Annotated in this window: 13 protein-coding genes and 2 pseudogenes; 1 reads left to right on the top strand and 14 read right to left on the bottom strand. The window is 55.3% G+C overall.

The window, feature by feature from the left end; all coding sequences use genetic code 11:
* Positions 1-139 precede the first annotated feature (139 nt).
* From B2D37_RS08285 to B2D37_RS08320, 6 genes are all read right to left on the bottom strand, one after another.
* Positions 140-1168, bottom strand: coding sequence for an IS30 family transposase (locus B2D37_RS08285; RefSeq protein WP_079202256.1), 1029 nt, complete (start codon positions 1166-1168; stop codon positions 140-142).
* Positions 1078-1623, bottom strand: coding sequence for a Wzz/FepE/Etk N-terminal domain-containing protein (locus tag B2D37_RS08290; RefSeq protein WP_256573159.1), 546 nt, complete (start codon positions 1621-1623; stop codon positions 1078-1080). The genes B2D37_RS08285 and B2D37_RS08290 overlap by 91 nt, the downstream gene beginning before the upstream one ends.
* Before the next feature lie 151 nt (positions 1624-1774).
* Positions 1775-2110: a glycosyltransferase gene (locus B2D37_RS08295; RefSeq protein WP_079202257.1), complete on the bottom strand. Its 336-nt coding sequence runs from the start codon at positions 2108-2110 to the stop codon at positions 1775-1777.
* A complete protein-coding gene (locus B2D37_RS08300) occupies positions 2110-3297 on the bottom strand; it encodes a glycosyltransferase family 4 protein (RefSeq protein WP_079202258.1) in 1188 nt (395 codons plus the stop codon). The genes B2D37_RS08295 and B2D37_RS08300 overlap by 1 nt, the downstream gene beginning before the upstream one ends.
* 810 nt (positions 3298-4107) lie before the next feature.
* Positions 4108-4425 (bottom strand): hypothetical protein, encoded by a 318-nt coding sequence (locus B2D37_RS23060; RefSeq protein WP_154067062.1) that lies wholly within the window; start codon positions 4423-4425, stop codon positions 4108-4110.
* On the bottom strand, positions 4395-5921 hold the full coding sequence (locus B2D37_RS08320; RefSeq protein WP_079202260.1) for an IS66 family transposase: 1527 nt from the start codon (positions 5919-5921) through the stop codon (positions 4395-4397). Before B2D37_RS08320 ends, B2D37_RS23060 begins: the two co-directional genes overlap by 31 nt.
* A 144-nt stretch (positions 5922-6065) precedes the next feature.
* On the opposite strand from B2D37_RS08320, the gene B2D37_RS08325 reads away from it, so the two are divergent.
* Positions 6066-7621 (top strand): IS3 family transposase gene (locus tag B2D37_RS08325; protein ID WP_154067063.1). Its coding sequence is split into 2 segments (ribosomal slippage): positions 6066-6528 and positions 6528-7621, totalling 1557 coding nucleotides; the frame shifts between segments, so codons are not numbered across the junction.
* Here B2D37_RS08325 and tnpB read toward each other — a convergent pair.
* The 8 genes and pseudogenes from tnpB to cysC all read right to left on the bottom strand — a co-directional run bounded on the left by tnpB (position 7578) and on the right by cysC (position 17013).
* Positions 7578-7973 carry an IS66 family insertion sequence element accessory protein TnpB gene (tnpB, locus tag B2D37_RS23590; RefSeq protein WP_256573160.1) on the bottom strand — a complete coding sequence of 132 codons (396 nt, stop codon included), beginning with the start codon at positions 7971-7973 and terminating at the stop codon, positions 7578-7580. The genes B2D37_RS08325 and tnpB overlap by 44 nt on opposite strands.
* A 72-nt stretch (positions 7974-8045) precedes the next feature.
* Positions 8046-8555, bottom strand: a pseudogene (locus tag B2D37_RS08335) (IS1595 family transposase); the annotation flags it as partial.
* Positions 8556-8780: 225 nt separating this feature from the next.
* Positions 8781-9809, bottom strand: a complete 1029-nt coding sequence (locus B2D37_RS08340) for an IS30 family transposase (RefSeq protein WP_079202256.1) — start codon at positions 9807-9809, stop codon at positions 8781-8783.
* Positions 9810-9940: 131 nt separating this feature from the next.
* On the bottom strand, positions 9941-12547 hold the full coding sequence (locus B2D37_RS08345) for an acyltransferase family protein (RefSeq protein ID WP_079202262.1): 2607 nt from the start codon (positions 12545-12547) through the stop codon (positions 9941-9943).
* A 496-nt stretch (positions 12548-13043) separates the two neighbouring features.
* On the bottom strand, positions 13044-13490 hold the full coding sequence (locus B2D37_RS08350; protein WP_079202263.1) for a hypothetical protein: 447 nt from the start codon (positions 13488-13490) through the stop codon (positions 13044-13046).
* 122 nt (positions 13491-13612) lie between these two features.
* Complete coding sequence (locus B2D37_RS08355) at positions 13613-15379, bottom strand: SLC13 family permease (protein ID WP_079202264.1); 1767 nt, start codon at positions 15377-15379, stop codon at positions 13613-13615.
* Between the two features lie 56 nt (positions 15380-15435).
* Positions 15436-16404 carry an acetyltransferase gene (locus B2D37_RS08360; RefSeq protein ID WP_079202265.1) on the bottom strand — a complete coding sequence of 323 codons (969 nt, stop codon included), beginning with the start codon at positions 16402-16404 and terminating at the stop codon, positions 15436-15438.
* Positions 16397-17013 (bottom strand): annotated as a pseudogene (gene cysC / locus B2D37_RS08365) (adenylyl-sulfate kinase). Before cysC ends, B2D37_RS08360 begins: the two are co-directional and overlap by 8 nt.
* Between the last annotated feature and the right edge of the window lie 485 nt (positions 17014-17498).

Here is a 17498-nt window from a genome sequence, read left to right on the forward strand (position 1 = left end):
CTTCGCCCAAGTTGACGCTAATTCAGGATTGTAGTGCTCGACAACGATGGAATAGCGGTCGGGCTGGTTTTTATCCGGCGCCTTGACGCTGAATTTTCCACTAAACGCTTGGCGGTTGCAGGAGCTGAGTGCAACACGGTTATTGAATTGACGCTGGAGCATCATGCCGCATAGCCATGGCTTCCTGCATCACCTTACCCATAACTTCGATTGGGCATTTGAAGTCAAAGCGCTTACGTGGGCGCATGTTCAGTTGCAGGGCGATGGCATCCAGTTCTTCCTGGCTGTGTACCGACAAGTCTGTGCCTTTGGGCAGGTACTGGCGGATCAGACCATTGATGTTTTCGTTACTTCCGCGCTGCCAAGGGCTGTGCGGGTCGCAGAAGAAGATCGCTACACCGGTTTTCTGGGTGATCTCAGCGTGTCGAGCCATCTCCCTGCCTTGGTCGTAGGTCATGCTCTTGCGCATCGCCAGCGGCATGCCATTGAGCGCTGCACTGAATCCCTCCATCGCCGAGGTTGCCGTCGCGTCATTCATCTTCACCAGCATCAGGTAGCCACTGGTGCGCTCCACCAGCGTGCCTACAGACGAGGCGTTGGCCTTGCCCTTGATCAGATCGCCTTCCCAATGCCCCGGCATCAGACGGTCTTCAATCTCCGGCGGGCGCACATGAATGCTGACCATCTCCGGGATCTGGCCGCGCCGATCCACGCCGCCAGAGCGCGGCCTGCGCGTCGCCTTGCTTTGGCGCAGACAGATAATCAGCTCCTTACGCAGTTCGCCGACTGGCAAGGCATAGATCGCGTTATAGATCGTCTCGCGACAGACGTAGGCATCTCGGAGGCTGGGAATGTTCATGCTGCGCAGCTTGCCGGCAATCTGCTCGGGGGACAAACGCTCACGCAGCATATGAGCCACCAACGCGAAGCGCTCGCTACCCGGCAACAGCTTTCGCATCGGTCGACAAACCTGGCGGCGGATCTGCATCTGCTGCTGGGCCACGAGGGCCGAATAGCCGCCACAGGCGCCTCGATTACGGCGCAGCTCCCGGCTGATGGTCGAAGGGGATCGGTTGATCAAGCAGGCAATCCTACGCAGGCTGAAGTCTTGGGCATGACCGATTTGAATGGTGGCGCGCTCTTCAACGCTGAGTTCGGAATAAGACATAGGGGCAGCACCGTACCGGAAAGGTCAGGTGTTGCACTCAGCTTTTGCCGCCGCCCTTTATAAAGACCATCCTGAGAGCCGGAGCGCTGCGCTTCACTCAGGGACGGCAAATAGACTTCCCTAAAAAAATGACGCAGAGACTTCTCGGACTGCAGATTGCGGCTAAAAACCGCATATACATCGCTAACCAAAAATGGCTTCAGATCATTTCCATCTGTGTTCTCACCCGTTCGCCCCAGGCTGAAACCAGCAATGTCGCTGAGAGAAGGTGGCAGCACAGCGACGCGCGCCTCATAAACAGGCTTGCTGAAAAAGGCATACGAAGCTGCCCCCACAGCGAACACCAAGGTAATCAGGACTATTAGCCATTTTTGCGTCGACAGACCGTAGAACAGCTCAACAAGATCGATTTCATCGTCATTATCGGCGTGGCTCGGGTTTGTTTGCTCGATCACTGTAGATCCATTTTTGTCAAAAACTCGATTGCTCAAACGTAACGCCACTCGCATAGCAGAGGGTTTCGCAAGGGGCGCATTGTGCCGGCAACACCATGCAATACAAGTCCTTGCAGCTCGCAATATTTATGGGCATCCGTCATCGCATAACTTACAACAAACTGCGATATAGGCCCGCATAGCTGGCCACCATCGCTTCGGCAGAAAACAATGCATCAGCGCGCAGCGCTGCACGCCTGCCCATCGCCTCAGGCTGCGTCGGATAATCCCATAACGTCTGCATAGCCTGCCTAAGGGCCAACACACTGGCCGCCGTAGACATTACAGCAAAATCACCCAGCAAGAGACACTCGCAGGCACGACCAAGCCCGCCCAGTGCATCTGCACGCCGAAGCCTGGCAACGGGTGTGATGCCCTGCGCATCGCACAAGCGCTTCAACAAAGCCCGGCCGACAAACCCACTGGGACCGGTAAGTAGTACTCGCATCAGGCAGGCTCCAGCAGTTCAAGCACGTCCTGCGCCATCTCGCGCATGATGCGCTCGCGGGCATAATTCTCAGCAAAGACACTTCGATCGACACAACCTATGCTCAATTGCTCGAAACACTGCACGGCCCGTGTGGCATCGCAAGGTGGGAATACTGCAGCATTAGCTATCTCGCGATTAACAAACCCGGCCGCATAACCACCGACACCGGCCCAGATCGGCTTGCCGGTGGCGGCATATTCGAAGAGTTTGGACGGCAACACGCGCTTGAAGGCAGGCAAATCATTCAGATGCAGGAAGAGCACATCGGCGCGCTCATAAATACTCTGAAGCTCTTTGCGCGGGACCGGCTTCAGCAACTCGACATTCTCGATCTGGCGCTGCGCCAAAGCCTTGCGCAACTCATCAGAACGGCTGCCGTCACCAATAACCTGGAACCGAGCCCGCCCCACCAGTTGCTCAGCCAGCGCCGGCAAGATGCTATGCAAACTCTGGCCATCACCGATATTTCCCGCATAGACAACCCGCAAAGGCTCGCCACGAGCGCTGCCTCCCCGGGAATCCGAAAACTGCCGGACAAACACGCCATCCACCCCATTGGAGAAGGCGGAAAACCGAGCACCAGGGTAGCGGGACTGGAAATAAGGAAGGAAGCCAGGGGAGACTAGGTTGACCCTGTCAGCACGCCCTATCGTCCAGCTCTCCAAAACCTCGAACAGCCAGATACCTGGGCGCCAAGCAGCAGAGTTGAACACCGCCTGCAGGTTCTCCACGAAGATATCGCGGATATCCAGATACAGCCGCGCACCTTTAGCGGCAGCAACCAGTGCGCCCAATAGCGCGGTCATCAAACGGGACGAGGTCGCGTAAACCAGATCGTACTGTTGGCCTCGAATAAATCGGCAGACTGCCCAAGCGAAACACAGAAAAGACCAAGCCTGGCCCCGCAGCCCTCCCTGGTGCTCCGGCAACTGCACCCGATGGATACTCAAGCCTTCATGCTCTTCGCAATCCAGAGCATCCCGAGCGAAGGATTTATAACGATTGGGCTGTGTCGTCAGCAGATCAATTTGCACATCGCCTGATGCCTGCGCGCGCAACGCTTTCATCAGCGCCACAGCGCGAAAGGAACCGGCAGAGAGATCCGGCGGATAGAAAAAAGTAAGTAACAGAATTCGTTTCTGCATCACACGGCACTGATTCGAGTCGAAGCAGAATTGGACAGTATCCAGTCATATAGCGCGAGCAATTCATGCTCCTGGCTCTCCCAGCTTAGAACGGCTGCCACGTTGCTTACCTCACGACCAATAAAGTCGGCAGCATAACCCGCCACACCCGCCAAAATTGGCTTACTAGTCGCGGCATACTCAAAAAGGTTGGAAGGTAATACACGCCTGAATGCGGGAAAGCCATTCAAGTCCTGAGTTCAGGCGGTGTAATGTGGTGCAGCAATGCCGTGAACTGCATGCCCTTATTCCTTCGGGCTGCTTCACGTACACCTTCAAGTCCCATCGACGTGCAACTGATCCGGCTCAGTGTCCGGGGCGCGGGGTTCTTCTCGGTGTTTCCCTTGGCTACGTCCCTTTCCTCCACTATCTCCGCCGGGGCAAACCCTTTGTTCGATGGCTTCTCAGGTACTACGGACGTATCCGACTTCTCAGCGACGTGGACAGCAGGGTTACGGCTTTTGGCCTTTCCTGCTCCGCCCGGTGCTTGCGCACCGGGCACCGCTGAGATCTCCCAGTTTCTGTGCGAAGGACTTCCCGACGTGCACAGGGTCTCCGACCGCGCGGGATCAGAGCATGACTGGCGTAAAACGCCATGCTCCGTGTTGCCTTCTGCTTCGCTTAACAGCATCGGCATCCCGAACTTGTGATTACGCGGCTCAATGGCTGGCCCATCGGTTTCCCCTGTCAACGCTTCACCCTGCACCTCACGGTGCAACATGCATGACTCGGGGTCTGGTTGATTCGCCATTTCTTACCAGTATCGAACTTTCATCGACTATCCTCCGCCAGCTTTAACTGGCGCACTAAGCGTCCCGCCAAGTCACCTTCAACTGGCCTGAATATCCTCTGATGCTGTGCTCCCGATTTCTTTCTGGAGCCAGCTGCCATGATGCGTCCCGACGCCAAGGTCGAAAAAGTTACCTCTATCCCAAGCCAGTCGACTTTCGAAAATCCATTGACGGCCTGGCGGCTTTGGTCGAGTTGGATATCAAGGTGGCGGTGTTCGATCCGCAACCGCTCCATAAACCCCGTCTTTTTATGATGGAGTTTGGCTGTCAGGATGCGATTGCAGGTGTGCAGTTCCAAGGTAGCAGCGCTTCGTAGCCTTCGACGCGATTGACCTGAGGTAGGCGCTCGAGGATATGGCGCAAGTAGGCATAAGGCTCCTGGCCATTGGCCTTGGCGGTTTCCACCAGGCTGTAGAGCTGAGCGCTGGCGGTCGCGCCTTTAGGCGTGTCGCTGAACAGCCAGTTCTTACGGCCGATGACGAAGGGCCGGATGGCCCGCTCGGCGGCGTTGTTGTCGATCGGCAGGTTGCCGCCTTCGCCGTAGCGCACCAAGCGGCTCCAGTTGCTGGCCAGGTAGTTCACGGCTTTGCCTAGGGCATTCTGCGCGGTGACCTGCGGCTGGGTTTTCTCCAGCCAGGCCTTGAGTTGAGCCAGGAGAGGCAGGCTGTGCTGCTGGCGACCTTGCAGGCGCTGTTCAGCGCTGGCCTCTTTGAGGTCGCGCTCGATCCCGTAGGGTTTGTTGATCATCCCCAGCGCGATATCGGCGCGCCCAGTCTTGCCCTTCGGCTGCACCTTCTGCGCCTCGACGAATTTGCGCTGCGCATGCGCCCAGCAGGCCAGGCGTTCGACGCCTTCTTGGGCGGCCACGGCGTTGTAACCGGCGTAGTCGTCGGTCATCAAATAGCCGCGATAGTCTTGCAGAAGACGCAGTGGCACCTCCTGCGCGCGGCTGGTTGAGTAGTCAAAAAGAATCACCGGTTTGTCCGGCGGGCCGCCGGTCTGCACCCACATCCAGGATTGGCTACCGGGGTCTCGGCCCGGTTCTTTGAGCACCTGCACGCGGGTTTCATCGCAGTGGATCACCGGGCTGTCCAGCAGTCGGTCGCGCAGCAAGTTGAGCAGCGGTTGCAGCTGTTCGCCGCACTGGATCACCCAGCGCGCCAGGGTCTGGCGGGAAATATCGATGCCGTGGCGCGTCAGCACCTTTTCGAAGCGGTGCAGCGGCAGGCTATCGACATACTTGGTGTTCAGCAGCACGGCCAACACGCTGGGACTGGCCAGGCTTTTTTCGATCAGCTGGGCCGGCTTGTCGGCAGTGACCGGGGCGCTTTCGCAGCCTGTGCAGGCGTAAGTCTTGCGGATGTGCCGAATCACCCGGATCTGCATCGGGATGATCTCCAGCTGTTCGCTGGTTTGTTCGCCGATCACCTGCTTGCGGCAACCGCACGCGCAGGTCAGCTCGTGCTCGGGCAATTCGTGGACGATTTCGACACGTGGCAGTTCGGCCGGCAGTGGTTTGCGCTTGCCGCGACGCTTGAGCGGCGCCACGACGTCTTCCTCGACGATCACCTCTGGCGCAGGCTCGGCCAGGTTTTCGGCTTCGTTGAACGTGGCCAGTTGCGGCGAATCCGGATCAACGGTTTGTTCGGATTTGCGGGCGAATAGGCGTTGGATCAGCAGCGCGCTTTGTTCACGCAGTCGCTCGATTTGCCCGTCCTTTTCCTCGACCAATGCACGCAGGAGTTGCTTGAGGGCAACAGGATCATCGGGAAGGGTTTCGGACATGGAAATCATGCCGTGGATTATACCGACTCAGGTGACGAAACGCGGAGTCAACACCTGATGTGGACGGTTGCGCCAGAGCCCCCGGTGTCAGGCTAGTTGTCGCCTCAGTGGATTTATCAAAACGATAGATTGGGGGCGTCAAAGAGAGCTGCAATGTCGAGCTATTCACCTGAGCGTAAAGCTGCCCTGCTGAACAAGTTACTCCCGCCACTAAACCACTCCGTAGCTGAGCTCGCGCGCCAAGAAAGCGTCCCCGAAGCGACGCTGTATGCTTGGCGTACCAAGCTCAAAGCAGGAGGCGCAGTAGTGCCTGGAGACAAAACCAAAGCCGATAACTGGCCCGCTGAAGCCAAGTTCGCGGCGGTGCTGCATGCGGCCACCTTGAGCGAGATCGAGCTCAGCGAATACTGTCGCAGCAAGGGTTTGTACCCTGAGCAAATCAGCGCATGGCGCCAAGCCTGCATCAGTGGCCAGCTGTCGGCCCAAGCGCAGCGTCAAGCCGATCGGGATCAGGCGCGTGCCGACAAGAAGCGCATAGCCGCACTGGAGCGCGAGCTGCGGCGCAAAGACAAGGCACTGGCTGAAACCGCCGCGATCTTGGTGCTGCGAAAAAAGATGAATGCCTTCTGGGGAAACGACAACGAGGACGTTTGACCTCGCTGCCAGAACGGCAACAACTCGTTGAACGGTTTAACCATGCCGTCGCTTCTGGTGCGCGCAAGGCGGTGGCCTGCGCAGAGATCGGACTGTCGCTGCGCAGCCTGCAACGCTGGGCGCTGACGCCGGTGATGCTGGCCGATGTGCGCACCACCACGGTACGGCCACAGCCGCCGAACGCCCTGAGTGAGGACGAGCGCTGCACCATCCTGGCAGTGTGCAACAGCGCGCCATTCGCCAGCTTGCCGCCTAGCCAGATCGTGCCACGGCTGGCCGATCAAGGCCGTTACCTGGCCTCAGAGGCGACCTTCTACCGCGTCCTCAAGGCCGCCAATCAGCAACATCGCCGCGGCGGTCGCAGCCATGCGCCGCACAAGCACGCGGCGCCGACCACGCACAGTGCAACGAAGAGCAATCAGGTCTGGTCATGGGACATCACCTACCTGCCATCGCCGGTGCGCGGAAAGTATTACTACCTGTATTTGATCGAGGATATCTACAGCCGCAAGGGCGTGGGCTGGGAGGTTTACGAGCAAGAAAGCGGCAAACTGGCGGCCGAACTGATGCAGCGCACCGTGCTGGCCGAGCGCTGCGTGGGTCAGCCCTTGGTGCTGCACTCGGACAACGGTGCGCCGATGAAATCGGTGGCGCTGCTGAGTAAACTCTACGATCTCGGCATCACTCCATCGCGTGGACGACCCCGAGTAAGCAACGACAATCCCTACTCGGAATCGCTGTTTCGAACCCTGAAATACTGCCCGCAATGGCCCAAGGATGGCTTTACAGATTTGGATGCAGCACGCAGCTGGGTGCGCGACTTTATCCGCTGGTACAACCATGAGCACCGCCACAGCCGTATCCGCTTCGTAACCCCGGCACAGCGTCATCGCGGCGAGGATCAAGAGGTGCTGGCCAAGCGCCACGCGCTGTACCAGCAAGCCCGCCATCAGCACCCGCATCGCTGGTCAGGCAACACTCGAAATTGGCAGCCTATCGGGGCTGTCACACTCAACCCAGAGAGACTGCAACCGGCACTGAGAATAGCGGCATAAGAAACACGGCTGACGCGACAACTACCTTGCAAAACGCCGAGAGGTCGATACCGTCCAATAACCAGTTCAATTCCTGGGCCGTCAGCACGATGGCATCCTCGCCTGGCTCGGGGTGCGACTTGAAGCGCTCCGCTTCCAAGCGCTTGAGCCATAAACAGAAGCCGTTGCGCTCCCAGTACAGGATTTTCACCCGATTGCGCGACTTGTTGAGGAAGACGAATAACACCGGGTCGAACACCGCCACCTTGATATCCAACTCGACCAAGGCGGCTAGGCCGTCAATGGACTTTCGGAAATCCACCGGTTTGGGATACAGATATACTTTTTCGACTTTGGCGTCGGGACGCATCATGGTTGCTGGCTCCAGAAAGAAATCGGGAGCACAGCATCGGGCGATGTTTGGATCAATTGAAGACGGGGTCTATGGAGCGCTTACGGCACTTACATGGGCGGCGTCGAGCTTATCCAGCTGAAAGTCAGCGGTATGTCCCTCACGGTCGCGAACAACCAAAATGGCTATCTGATCCGGCCCCGTTCCGCGTGTCTTGCCCACACCCCCGCGTTTACGGGGTGGGCGCGGCATCTCGCGCTGACCTTTGAATGACTCGAGAAAGAACGTTTCGTCGGCCTCGACAATGCCGCTTTCACGCGCATCGTGATGCGCCGCCACATCATGCAAAAACCGATGTCGCCAGCGAAATGAAGTGTTCTTGCTGACGCTGCAGTGTCGGGCCGCCGCTCTCACGGTCAATCCAGCAATGAGGGCTTGGGCATAATCCAGCCAGCAGTCCTTTTTGCGTAGGCGCGCCAAGGGTGTTCCAGTCAATGCATTGCACGTGCGCCGACAGACTTTGCAGCGATAGCGCTGCAGGCCACCACTGCGGCCCCATGAGGCCAGTTGCGCGGCGTCGGCGGCACAGTGCGGGCAGGTTTTCAGATCAGGGATGAGCTCTTCAAAGCCATCCCGCTGCACGTTGATCTGGAGAAAACGCTGAACGATGGACTTCTGTTTGATCGTGAGGCGATCAAGCCGAGCCAGCAGGTGTTGAAAGGATTGGGCATCCATAACGGCACTCCTTGATGAGCACACGTCTTCAGTCTAGGCCTTGCAACAGCTAACGAGGACATAGGGCGGTTGCAGGAGCTGAGTGCAACACGGTTATTGAATTGACGCTGGAGCATCATGCCGCATAGCCATGGCTTCCTGCATCACCTTACCCATAACTTCGATTGGGCATTTGAAGTCAAAGCGCTTACGTGGGCGCATGTTCAGTTGCAGGGCGATGGCATCCAGTTCTTCCTGGCTGTGTACCGACAAGTCTGTGCCTTTGGGCAGGTACTGGCGGATCAGACCATTGATGTTTTCGTTACTTCCGCGCTGCCAAGGGCTGTGCGGGTCGCAGAAGAAGATCGCTACACCGGTTTTCTGGGTGATCTCAGCGTGTCGAGCCATCTCCCTGCCTTGGTCGTAGGTCATGCTCTTGCGCATCGCCAGCGGCATGCCATTGAGCGCTGCACTGAATCCCTCCATCGCCGAGGTTGCCGTCGCGTCATTCATCTTCACCAGCATCAGGTAGCCACTGGTGCGCTCCACCAGCGTGCCTACAGACGAGGCGTTGGCCTTGCCCTTGATCAGATCGCCTTCCCAATGCCCCGGCATCAGACGGTCTTCAATCTCCGGCGGGCGCACATGAATGCTGACCATCTCCGGGATCTGGCCGCGCCGATCCACGCCGCCAGAGCGCGGCCTGCGCGTCGCCTTGCTTTGGCGCAGACAGATAATCAGCTCCTTACGCAGTTCGCCGACTGGCAAGGCATAGATCGCGTTATAGATCGTCTCGCGACAGACGTAGGCATCTCGGAGGCTGGGAATGTTCATGCTGCGCAGCTTGCCGGCAATCTGCTCGGGGGACAAACGCTCACGCAGCATATGAGCCACCAACGCGAAGCGCTCGCTACCCGGCAACAGCTTTCGCATCGGTCGACAAACCTGGCGGCGGATCTGCATCTGCTGCTGGGCCACGAGGGCCGAATAGCCGCCACAGGCGCCTCGATTACGGCGCAGCTCCCGGCTGATGGTCGAAGGGGATCGGTTGATCAAGCAGGCAATCCTACGCAGGCTGAAGTCTTGGGCATGACCGATTTGAATGGTGGCGCGCTCTTCAACGCTGAGTTCGGAATAAGACATAGGGGCAGCACCGTACCGGAAAGGTCAGGTGTTGCACTCAGCTTTTGCCGCCGCCTAGCCTAAAAAAACGTCAGCAGCAGAATTCGACAGGACATATAGGTTCTGATAAAAGCGACACTCAAAAGATTCGATTAATGTATACCACTATCGCGAACCCCTACGGTAAAATCTGAAACCTCACCATGCGCCGAAACAACCGCCAGCTCAATATCATCAACTGCCACAGCACCGATTGCACTTGGACTATATGCTCCAAAATTTTTCCCTGATGCGGGGAAAAAGATGACTTCCAAGCCATCCAAATCTGACTGCATATGATAACGAGCCCTTAATATGAGGCTATCGCCTTCAGATTCAGCCCCAACATCCTTCGGCCGGAAGCCCCCCTTGGCCACGGTTAGCAAAGTTTCACAGTCCAGCACCACATCGTGTTTAACTTCCCTCCCTCCAACCTGCACCAAGAGCCGCAACATGGGAAAGCTCTCAGTACAGGTGGCTATTTTTACTCGAAAATGTAAGTAGCCACCTTCTTTCGCGTACGCTTGGAGTTCGACATCAGGAATTCGATAACGGACAAGATTATAGGCATCGTCACGATCATCCTGCAACACTACACCTTTCTCCAGTTTCCCCTCTTGCATGGCACTGCCACTCCAGAGCTTACTATAAGCACCTTCAATAAGGGACCGCCACGCACCCTCCGGAAGGTCAAATAAACTTTGATTACGCGCAAGCAGAGACTTATCCAGAGGTATATCCCTCTGGTAAGTAGGCTTTCCAGCGACCAAACGTGAAAATACATTCGGAACACCACTTTCCGCCACAATGTGACGCCCTAAGAACCAAGACCCCTCCATACTTAAATGACCAGCATCGTAATACAACAGAGAGCTATTAAGATAAGCACTACAACGATCGCCGCGACAAAGAGCATCGGTTATATCAAAGTAATTAACACCCGGGTGAGATCCAGCAAACTCTCTTAACCATTTATTAATCAGCGGGGCTGTACCCCCTTCATCACCGCTCTCACATTTAATCATTGCTAATTTAAGAGCCTTTTGCGAACACTCGCGCACCACTTCTTTCATACGCGGGACTTGCCCCAAAATTATCACCTGCTTCCCCTGAGCCACAAGCATCTCTATCGTTTGCTCTAGGTTTGCTTTGAATCCGTCATCTCTACCAGAATAAAAAGACCAAACACCACCCAAAACAATAGTAGAGTAACTATCCAAATATGCCTTAACCAAATCAATCGATGCTCGGCAATTTTCCACTCGATCTGGTTTCAGGAGATGCTCAACCCCATATAAAACAGGCGGACAACTACTATGTGCCGCATTACGAAAGGAAAACCCCGAGGCTTCGGCAAACGCCCCCAGAATACCAACATAATGAGCGGCATTGGAGTCTCCCCACAGGAGTACAGCGGGCTCACGCTCTGAGTTGACAATACACGCTTCGCTTTGCAGATCTACATCCCTCAGAAGCCGACGCTGGCAGACATACGGATAGGAATAGGCCGCCGGAGCTGGACTTAGCGCCTTAAGCTGCGCCTGGTACTGAGTATCAAAGCTATAAAGCCCCAACCCACCACTCAGCACAATAGCGCCGCACAGAGCTGACACCACAAAGGCGTTAGCTGCGACAACGCGCATCATAACTTGACCGAAACTCCAACGTAGCTGGCGGCAAGGTTTCTCTACCCAGCGATAACTAACCACTGACAACAGCAACATCGCCCCAAATAGCGCCACACCAACTACAGGCTCTACAACACCAAAGACGTAACGATAAAAAGCCAAAACCGGCCAATGCCACAGGTAAAGCGAATAAGAAATCAGGCCGATCAGCACCAGCGGCCGCAAAGCCAGAATACGAGTTACACCTACTGACCTATTGCTGCCTGCCCATATCAGCAGCGCTGCACCTATGGTTGAGGGTAGAGCATTGCTCCCTGGGAATCCCATGTCTTCGGTGATCCACCCCAAGCTGAAGACAATCAATGCCGCCCCAACAACGCTCAACAACAGCCGACGCCATTCGGGCATATCTGCTCGCTTGTCGCTCAACCAGAGCGCGAGCAAAGCCCCGATCAACAACTCACCAGCCCGAGTGGGCAGCATGTAATAGGCAAACATGGGAGCACTTGGGAGCATGAGTTCCGCCAGCACGAAAGAAGCCAGTGTCAGAATCAACGTTACCCATAGCAACCAAAGGCGGGAAAAACGCGCCAACAAAGCAATCAGGATAATGGGCCAGAATAAGTAAAACTGCTCCTCCACTCCCAGCGACCACAGATGCAATAACGGCTGCAAATTACTGTCGTCGGCGAAATAGCTAGTATCAAGAAAATATGTGAAATAGACGTTGGCAACCGAAAATACTGAGGCCAAAGCGGAGTAACTCAGTTCCTCCAAGTCTTCGGGCAGTAGCGTGAAATGCCCTACCAACAGAGTCACGAGCAAAACAAAAAAAAGAACGGGCAAAATACGCAGCGCGCGCCGCCGATAGAACTCGCCCCAAGAGAAGCCTTGTACTGAGCGAACATCTTTGATTATATTTCCAGTTATCAGAAAACCGGATATTACAAAAAAGATATCGACGCCTGCAAAACCGCCAGGCAACAAGGCAGGATCGATATGAAACAATACAACAGCGAGAACAGCGATGGCGCGCAGACCATCAATGTCAGGCCGATAACTAGATTTACCGTCATGAGCAAGTGTTGTCATATTTATACCTGCAAGTCAAATTACTTATCCGGCGCCCCGAAAGAAGTCGTAAGCATTAAATTTTTTTGCACATCCCAAGCGGAATAATAATCAACCCCTGCCCTTTACCCCGCAAGAATACTCATATAATAACCAATTACACAGAAAGCCCTTCAAGCATCCGGATGAAAAATGTATCCAATAAAAAATTAAAGAACTTAATTTCGCCTGGTAAAATCAAAAGAAATAGACTCAAGAAAACTGTGGCTTCCCCAAGAGGACGCTCGAAACCTCACCTACACCCTCTGTTCGTATAACAGCCCTCTCAATACGTCGCATTGCTGACGCACTCAGCCTCGCAGTCGGATCAGTAAAAAAATCTGAAGCGCCACTTAATAAGTGTGAGCGAAAAAATATTAAAATACGCCTAAGCATTCTATAAAAATACATCAACATAAGACACCAAGCACTGAATAAACATATAGAAAATCAAGGGCCAGAAAATCACACAACCCCATTAACCATCTATCTTTATAGTCAAGATCAAACGCTGCAGACCCACCATACCCTCCTCTGCCCGATAGTCCGCAACGAGAGCCGGAGCCCCTTTCTTTAAATAGTTAACAACATAGCGAACTGCCGATTCTTGCCGAACACGGCGAGAATATCCCAACCGCACAAGGGACACATAGACCTCCCCCTCAAGCCCCATAAGAGATCGATTTGACTCTATGGCATAACGATCGAAGGCACCTTTATCATTACGTATAAGATCATAACTAACGATTCTTCCATCAATGCCCAGAGACTGACCTTCACCTATGACAACAGAATCCTTTCTAAATATATTCTGGGAAGTCTGCCCATCCATAGCAACATTCTCAGACTCCCCCACAGCACTGCTATCGCCACAGCCGGTCAGCACAATACAAACCATAACCAATACGCTTCCGAGAACCCTCATACACCACTCCCGCTAGATTAATAATCACTAAATATTTAGCTCAAAAAAGCATATACATACTACCAACAACCTAAAGCACTGCACTAGCCTATATAAATCACACCTATCCCATCAAGCCAAAGTCAGAAACCCCATATGTACGGAATAAGCCCAATCGCTAAAGACGCGACCAAGAGGCTCATGGGTATACCTATTCGCAGATAGTCGGAAAATCGGTATTGTCCAGGGCCATATACCATCAAATTAGTCTGGTATCCCAAGGGCGTCATGAAACTGGCAGAGGCAGCAAACATGGTTGCGACTACGAATGGTAAGTAGGACACTTCCAATTGCTCCGACACAGCAATAGCAATAGGAAACATAAGCACTGCAGCAGCGTTATTAGTAATCACCTCGGTAAAGGCAACCGTTAGCAGGTAGACCAACCCTAGCGCAAGCCAGGGTGACATGCTGTCGGAGAACACCAGCAACCCTGCGATGCTGGCTGCAGCACCAGTCAAAGTCATGGCATTGCCCAATGCGAATGACGCGGCGATAACCACCAAAACTGGCAACTCGATGTTGCGCCTAGCCTTGCTGGCAGTAATACAGCGTGTCGCGATCATGCCACCCGCTGCCAAGAACGCCGCCTCCATGATCTGCATCAGCCCTACAGCGGACACCAGCACCATCAGCAAAAGAATGCCGAGTGCCAGCGGGGCCTTGCGGAAATCTGGCGGTGTGGAGTCGTTCAAGGCGCTGACCAGCAGGAAGTCTCGGCGAAAGCGATAATGTTCAACAAACTGATGACTGGCTTCCAGCAGCAGTGTATCGCCCACACGCAGGGTAATGTCGCCCAACTTGCCGGGAATCCGGTTGCCTTCGCGAGAGACGGATAGAATCACCGCATTGAAGCGTGTTCGAAATCGCGACTCGCGCACAGTGTTGTTCAGCCCCGGAAACTCCGCCCCTATTACCACTTCAACCAAGCATCGCTGATGGTTGGCCACTTCAAGCTTGTGAATGCTACCGTTGGCCGGCTTCAACCCTTGAATGCGGCGTAGCTCGCTTGCGCACTCTGGAGCGCCGATGAAATACAGCTTGTCACCCGGTTGTAAGGTGCGGTCAGGCTCAACCACCGTGATCAGCCGGCCTTGCCGATCAATTTCCGCCAGATAGCCATAAGTCAAATGGCGCAAGCCCGCCTGGGCGATGGCCTTACCAACCAGCGGCCCGGTACTTTCCACCTCGACCTCAACGCCATACTCGCGCACCTGCTCCAACTGTTCGTTCACCCCGCCCCGGCTGGGCAACAGCCGGTCCGCAAACAGCACCAGAAAGCCGCTACCGGCAAGCAACAATGGCACCCCCAACCAAGCCAGCTCGAACAGACCAAGATGCGTACCGGTTTTACTCTGTAGCAAACCGTCCACCACCAGATTGGTACTGGTTCCGATGAGAGTACAGGTGCCGCCCAGAATGGTCGCGTAGCTGAGCGGCAACAACAGCTTGGATGCGGGAATCTTCAGGCGCTGTGACCAGTCCTGGATCGCCGGAATGAACATCGCCACCACGGCGGTGTTGTTCATGAAGGCGCTGAGCACGCTGGTTGGCATCAGCATACGCAACTGTGCCCCGCGTACGGATTGCGGCTGCCCGAGCAGACGCGAAGCCACCCACTGCACCGCACCAGTCTCCTTCAGGCCAGCGGCCACCACATATAAGGTGGCAATGGTGATTACCCCGGTGTTGGCAAAGCCAGCCAGCGCCTCGGACGGAGTCAGAATGCCGCTGATGACCAGAAAAGCCAGCGCAGCCATCAGAACCAGGTCAGCCGGAATGCGGGCAGCAGCCAGTGACAACAGCACACCCGCCACTATTACCAATGTCAAAATGGCTTGCAGCTCCATCTGGGTCAGTCCTCATGTCAATCGGCAAGGCAAACGCAGCGATACGATGAGTCAACTCAATTGCTTGAGAACTGTCGCGCCATGGCGTCGATAAAAACACTCAGGTTTGCTTGGGACAGCAGATTGATCCCGGCTGCGGCCTGGCGGCCGCCCCCGGTAGGAAATTGCCTCGCCAACTCATCAGCCCCTGTCCTGTTGTTCAAAGGAGCCCGTATGCTGACCAGGTAGTGACTGGCATCTGCCTCGGTGATCACTGCGCATGCCTGGCCGGGAAAGCGATTAGCCAGATCATTGCCCAACACGCCACTTACACGGCGAGCCCAGGGCTGGTCGGGCAGAAGCACCACATGCGCGTGCGCGCAGCGGTGAAGCGGCTCTACGCTCAAGCCACAGGCCATATCCTCGGCATAACCTGCGCTAAGCTGTCGCAATATTTCAGGTTGATCGGCAATAACGTCCAGAGGGTCTGTATAGGGCAGCAACTCGGAGTAGAGACGTGCCGGATGAAAGTGCAGATCCTCCAGGCTCGAACCATAACCGTTATAATTGAGGCAAACACCGAGCTCCCTCAACGCCTCCGCCTGCCTCTGTGAAAGCCCTGCCCAGGCAGCCAAAGTTCGCGCCACGGCATTTAGATTGTCGCCAAACGCAGCGGCTAGCGCCCAGTGATGAAAACGTCCATTCAGATACTGGTCGACCAGCAGACTCGTGCAGGTAGTTGGTTGGGTATCAATAAGCCCCGTAAACCCCGGGTGATCCGCCAGGATCTCACCTGGGTAGTGATGGTCGCAGTAAAAAACACGACTACCCGAAGCCAGTAGCCGATCCAGAGCATCACGATTTTTGTCCAGACTGATATCCAGCACCGTCACCTTTGCCGGCGCACCGTCCGGCACCTGCTTAAGCAGAGCTATATCTCGCTTGACACCGGTTATCAGTTCGGCATCACGTGGTGAGGCCAGGCGTAACTGCAACAGGGCGCAAATACCATCAGCATCACCATTGAAAACATCGTAGCTACGCATCCCAACCGCCCTTAAGAACTCCTTTAATCTTCAGATGGTTGATGATGCAATCCATTGATTGATCAAGACTCTGTAATGAGGTGTCGATCACCAGCTCGGGCTGCTCCGGTGCCTCATAGTCAGAGTCAATCCCAGTGAAATTACGAATTTCCCCAGCCCGGGCCTTCTTATAGAGCCCTTGGGATCACGCTGCTCACAGGTGCTCAGCGGCGTCGCCACATGAACCTCGATGAACTCACCAGGCCCGACCAACTCCCGAACCATGCGCCGCTCGGCACGAAACGGTGAAATAAAAGCGGCCAGCACAAGCAGCCCTGCGTCGACAAACAAAGCAGACAGCTCACCGATACGACGAATATTCTCCTGGCGATCTTGGTCAGAAAAACCCAGATCCTTGTTCAAGCCGTGACGCACGTTGTCCCCATCCAGCAGATAAGTGTGATGGTTGAGCTCGAACAACCTCTGCTCCAGCGCATTAGCCAAAGTAGACTTGCCAGAGCCGCTCAGACCGGTAAACCACAGAATGCAGGGTTGCTGGCGCTTATGTTCGGAGCGCTGAGCCTTGTTAACCTTGTAGGCCTGCCAGACGATGTTCGAGTTTGTGCTCATGTGGTCAAATCATATCCATTCGTTAAAAAGTAAAGCCCGTTACCGGCTCTGGGTTGGCCCCGCCGAACTACGAATTACAAAGCATCAGGAGATCGCCACCGATCAGCGCATCACGCTAGCAAGCGGCTACACACCAGTAGAAACTCTGCCCTGCCGTCCCTCACACAGGCCTGTAATCCACTCTATGGATACGACTAGCCAGCAAGTACTCCTGATAATCCGCCGCTGTTAGCCCTGCTCGATCAACCCAAGACAAAACAGCTGCTCAGTACGTTTGTCGCTCATCGCGAGCTCGGTAATGAAGCAATCAGGCCTCCACTGAGTCGCTGATTACTACAAAAATCACGCGCCCTAGGTCGGCCACAGAAAGATCCGATGCATATCGCACCTACATTTTCAGGGAGTCTAACGCAAAGCAGACATGCGAGCGACGTCGGCTCGGAGTGCTCATCAACAGCACGCCATTGCCGCTCAAGCGACGAAGG

Source organism: Pseudomonas sp. CC6-YY-74 (assembly GCF_002025205.1).
In the GTDB taxonomy this organism is placed as follows: domain Bacteria; phylum Pseudomonadota; class Gammaproteobacteria; order Pseudomonadales; family Pseudomonadaceae; genus Aquipseudomonas; species Aquipseudomonas paeninsulae.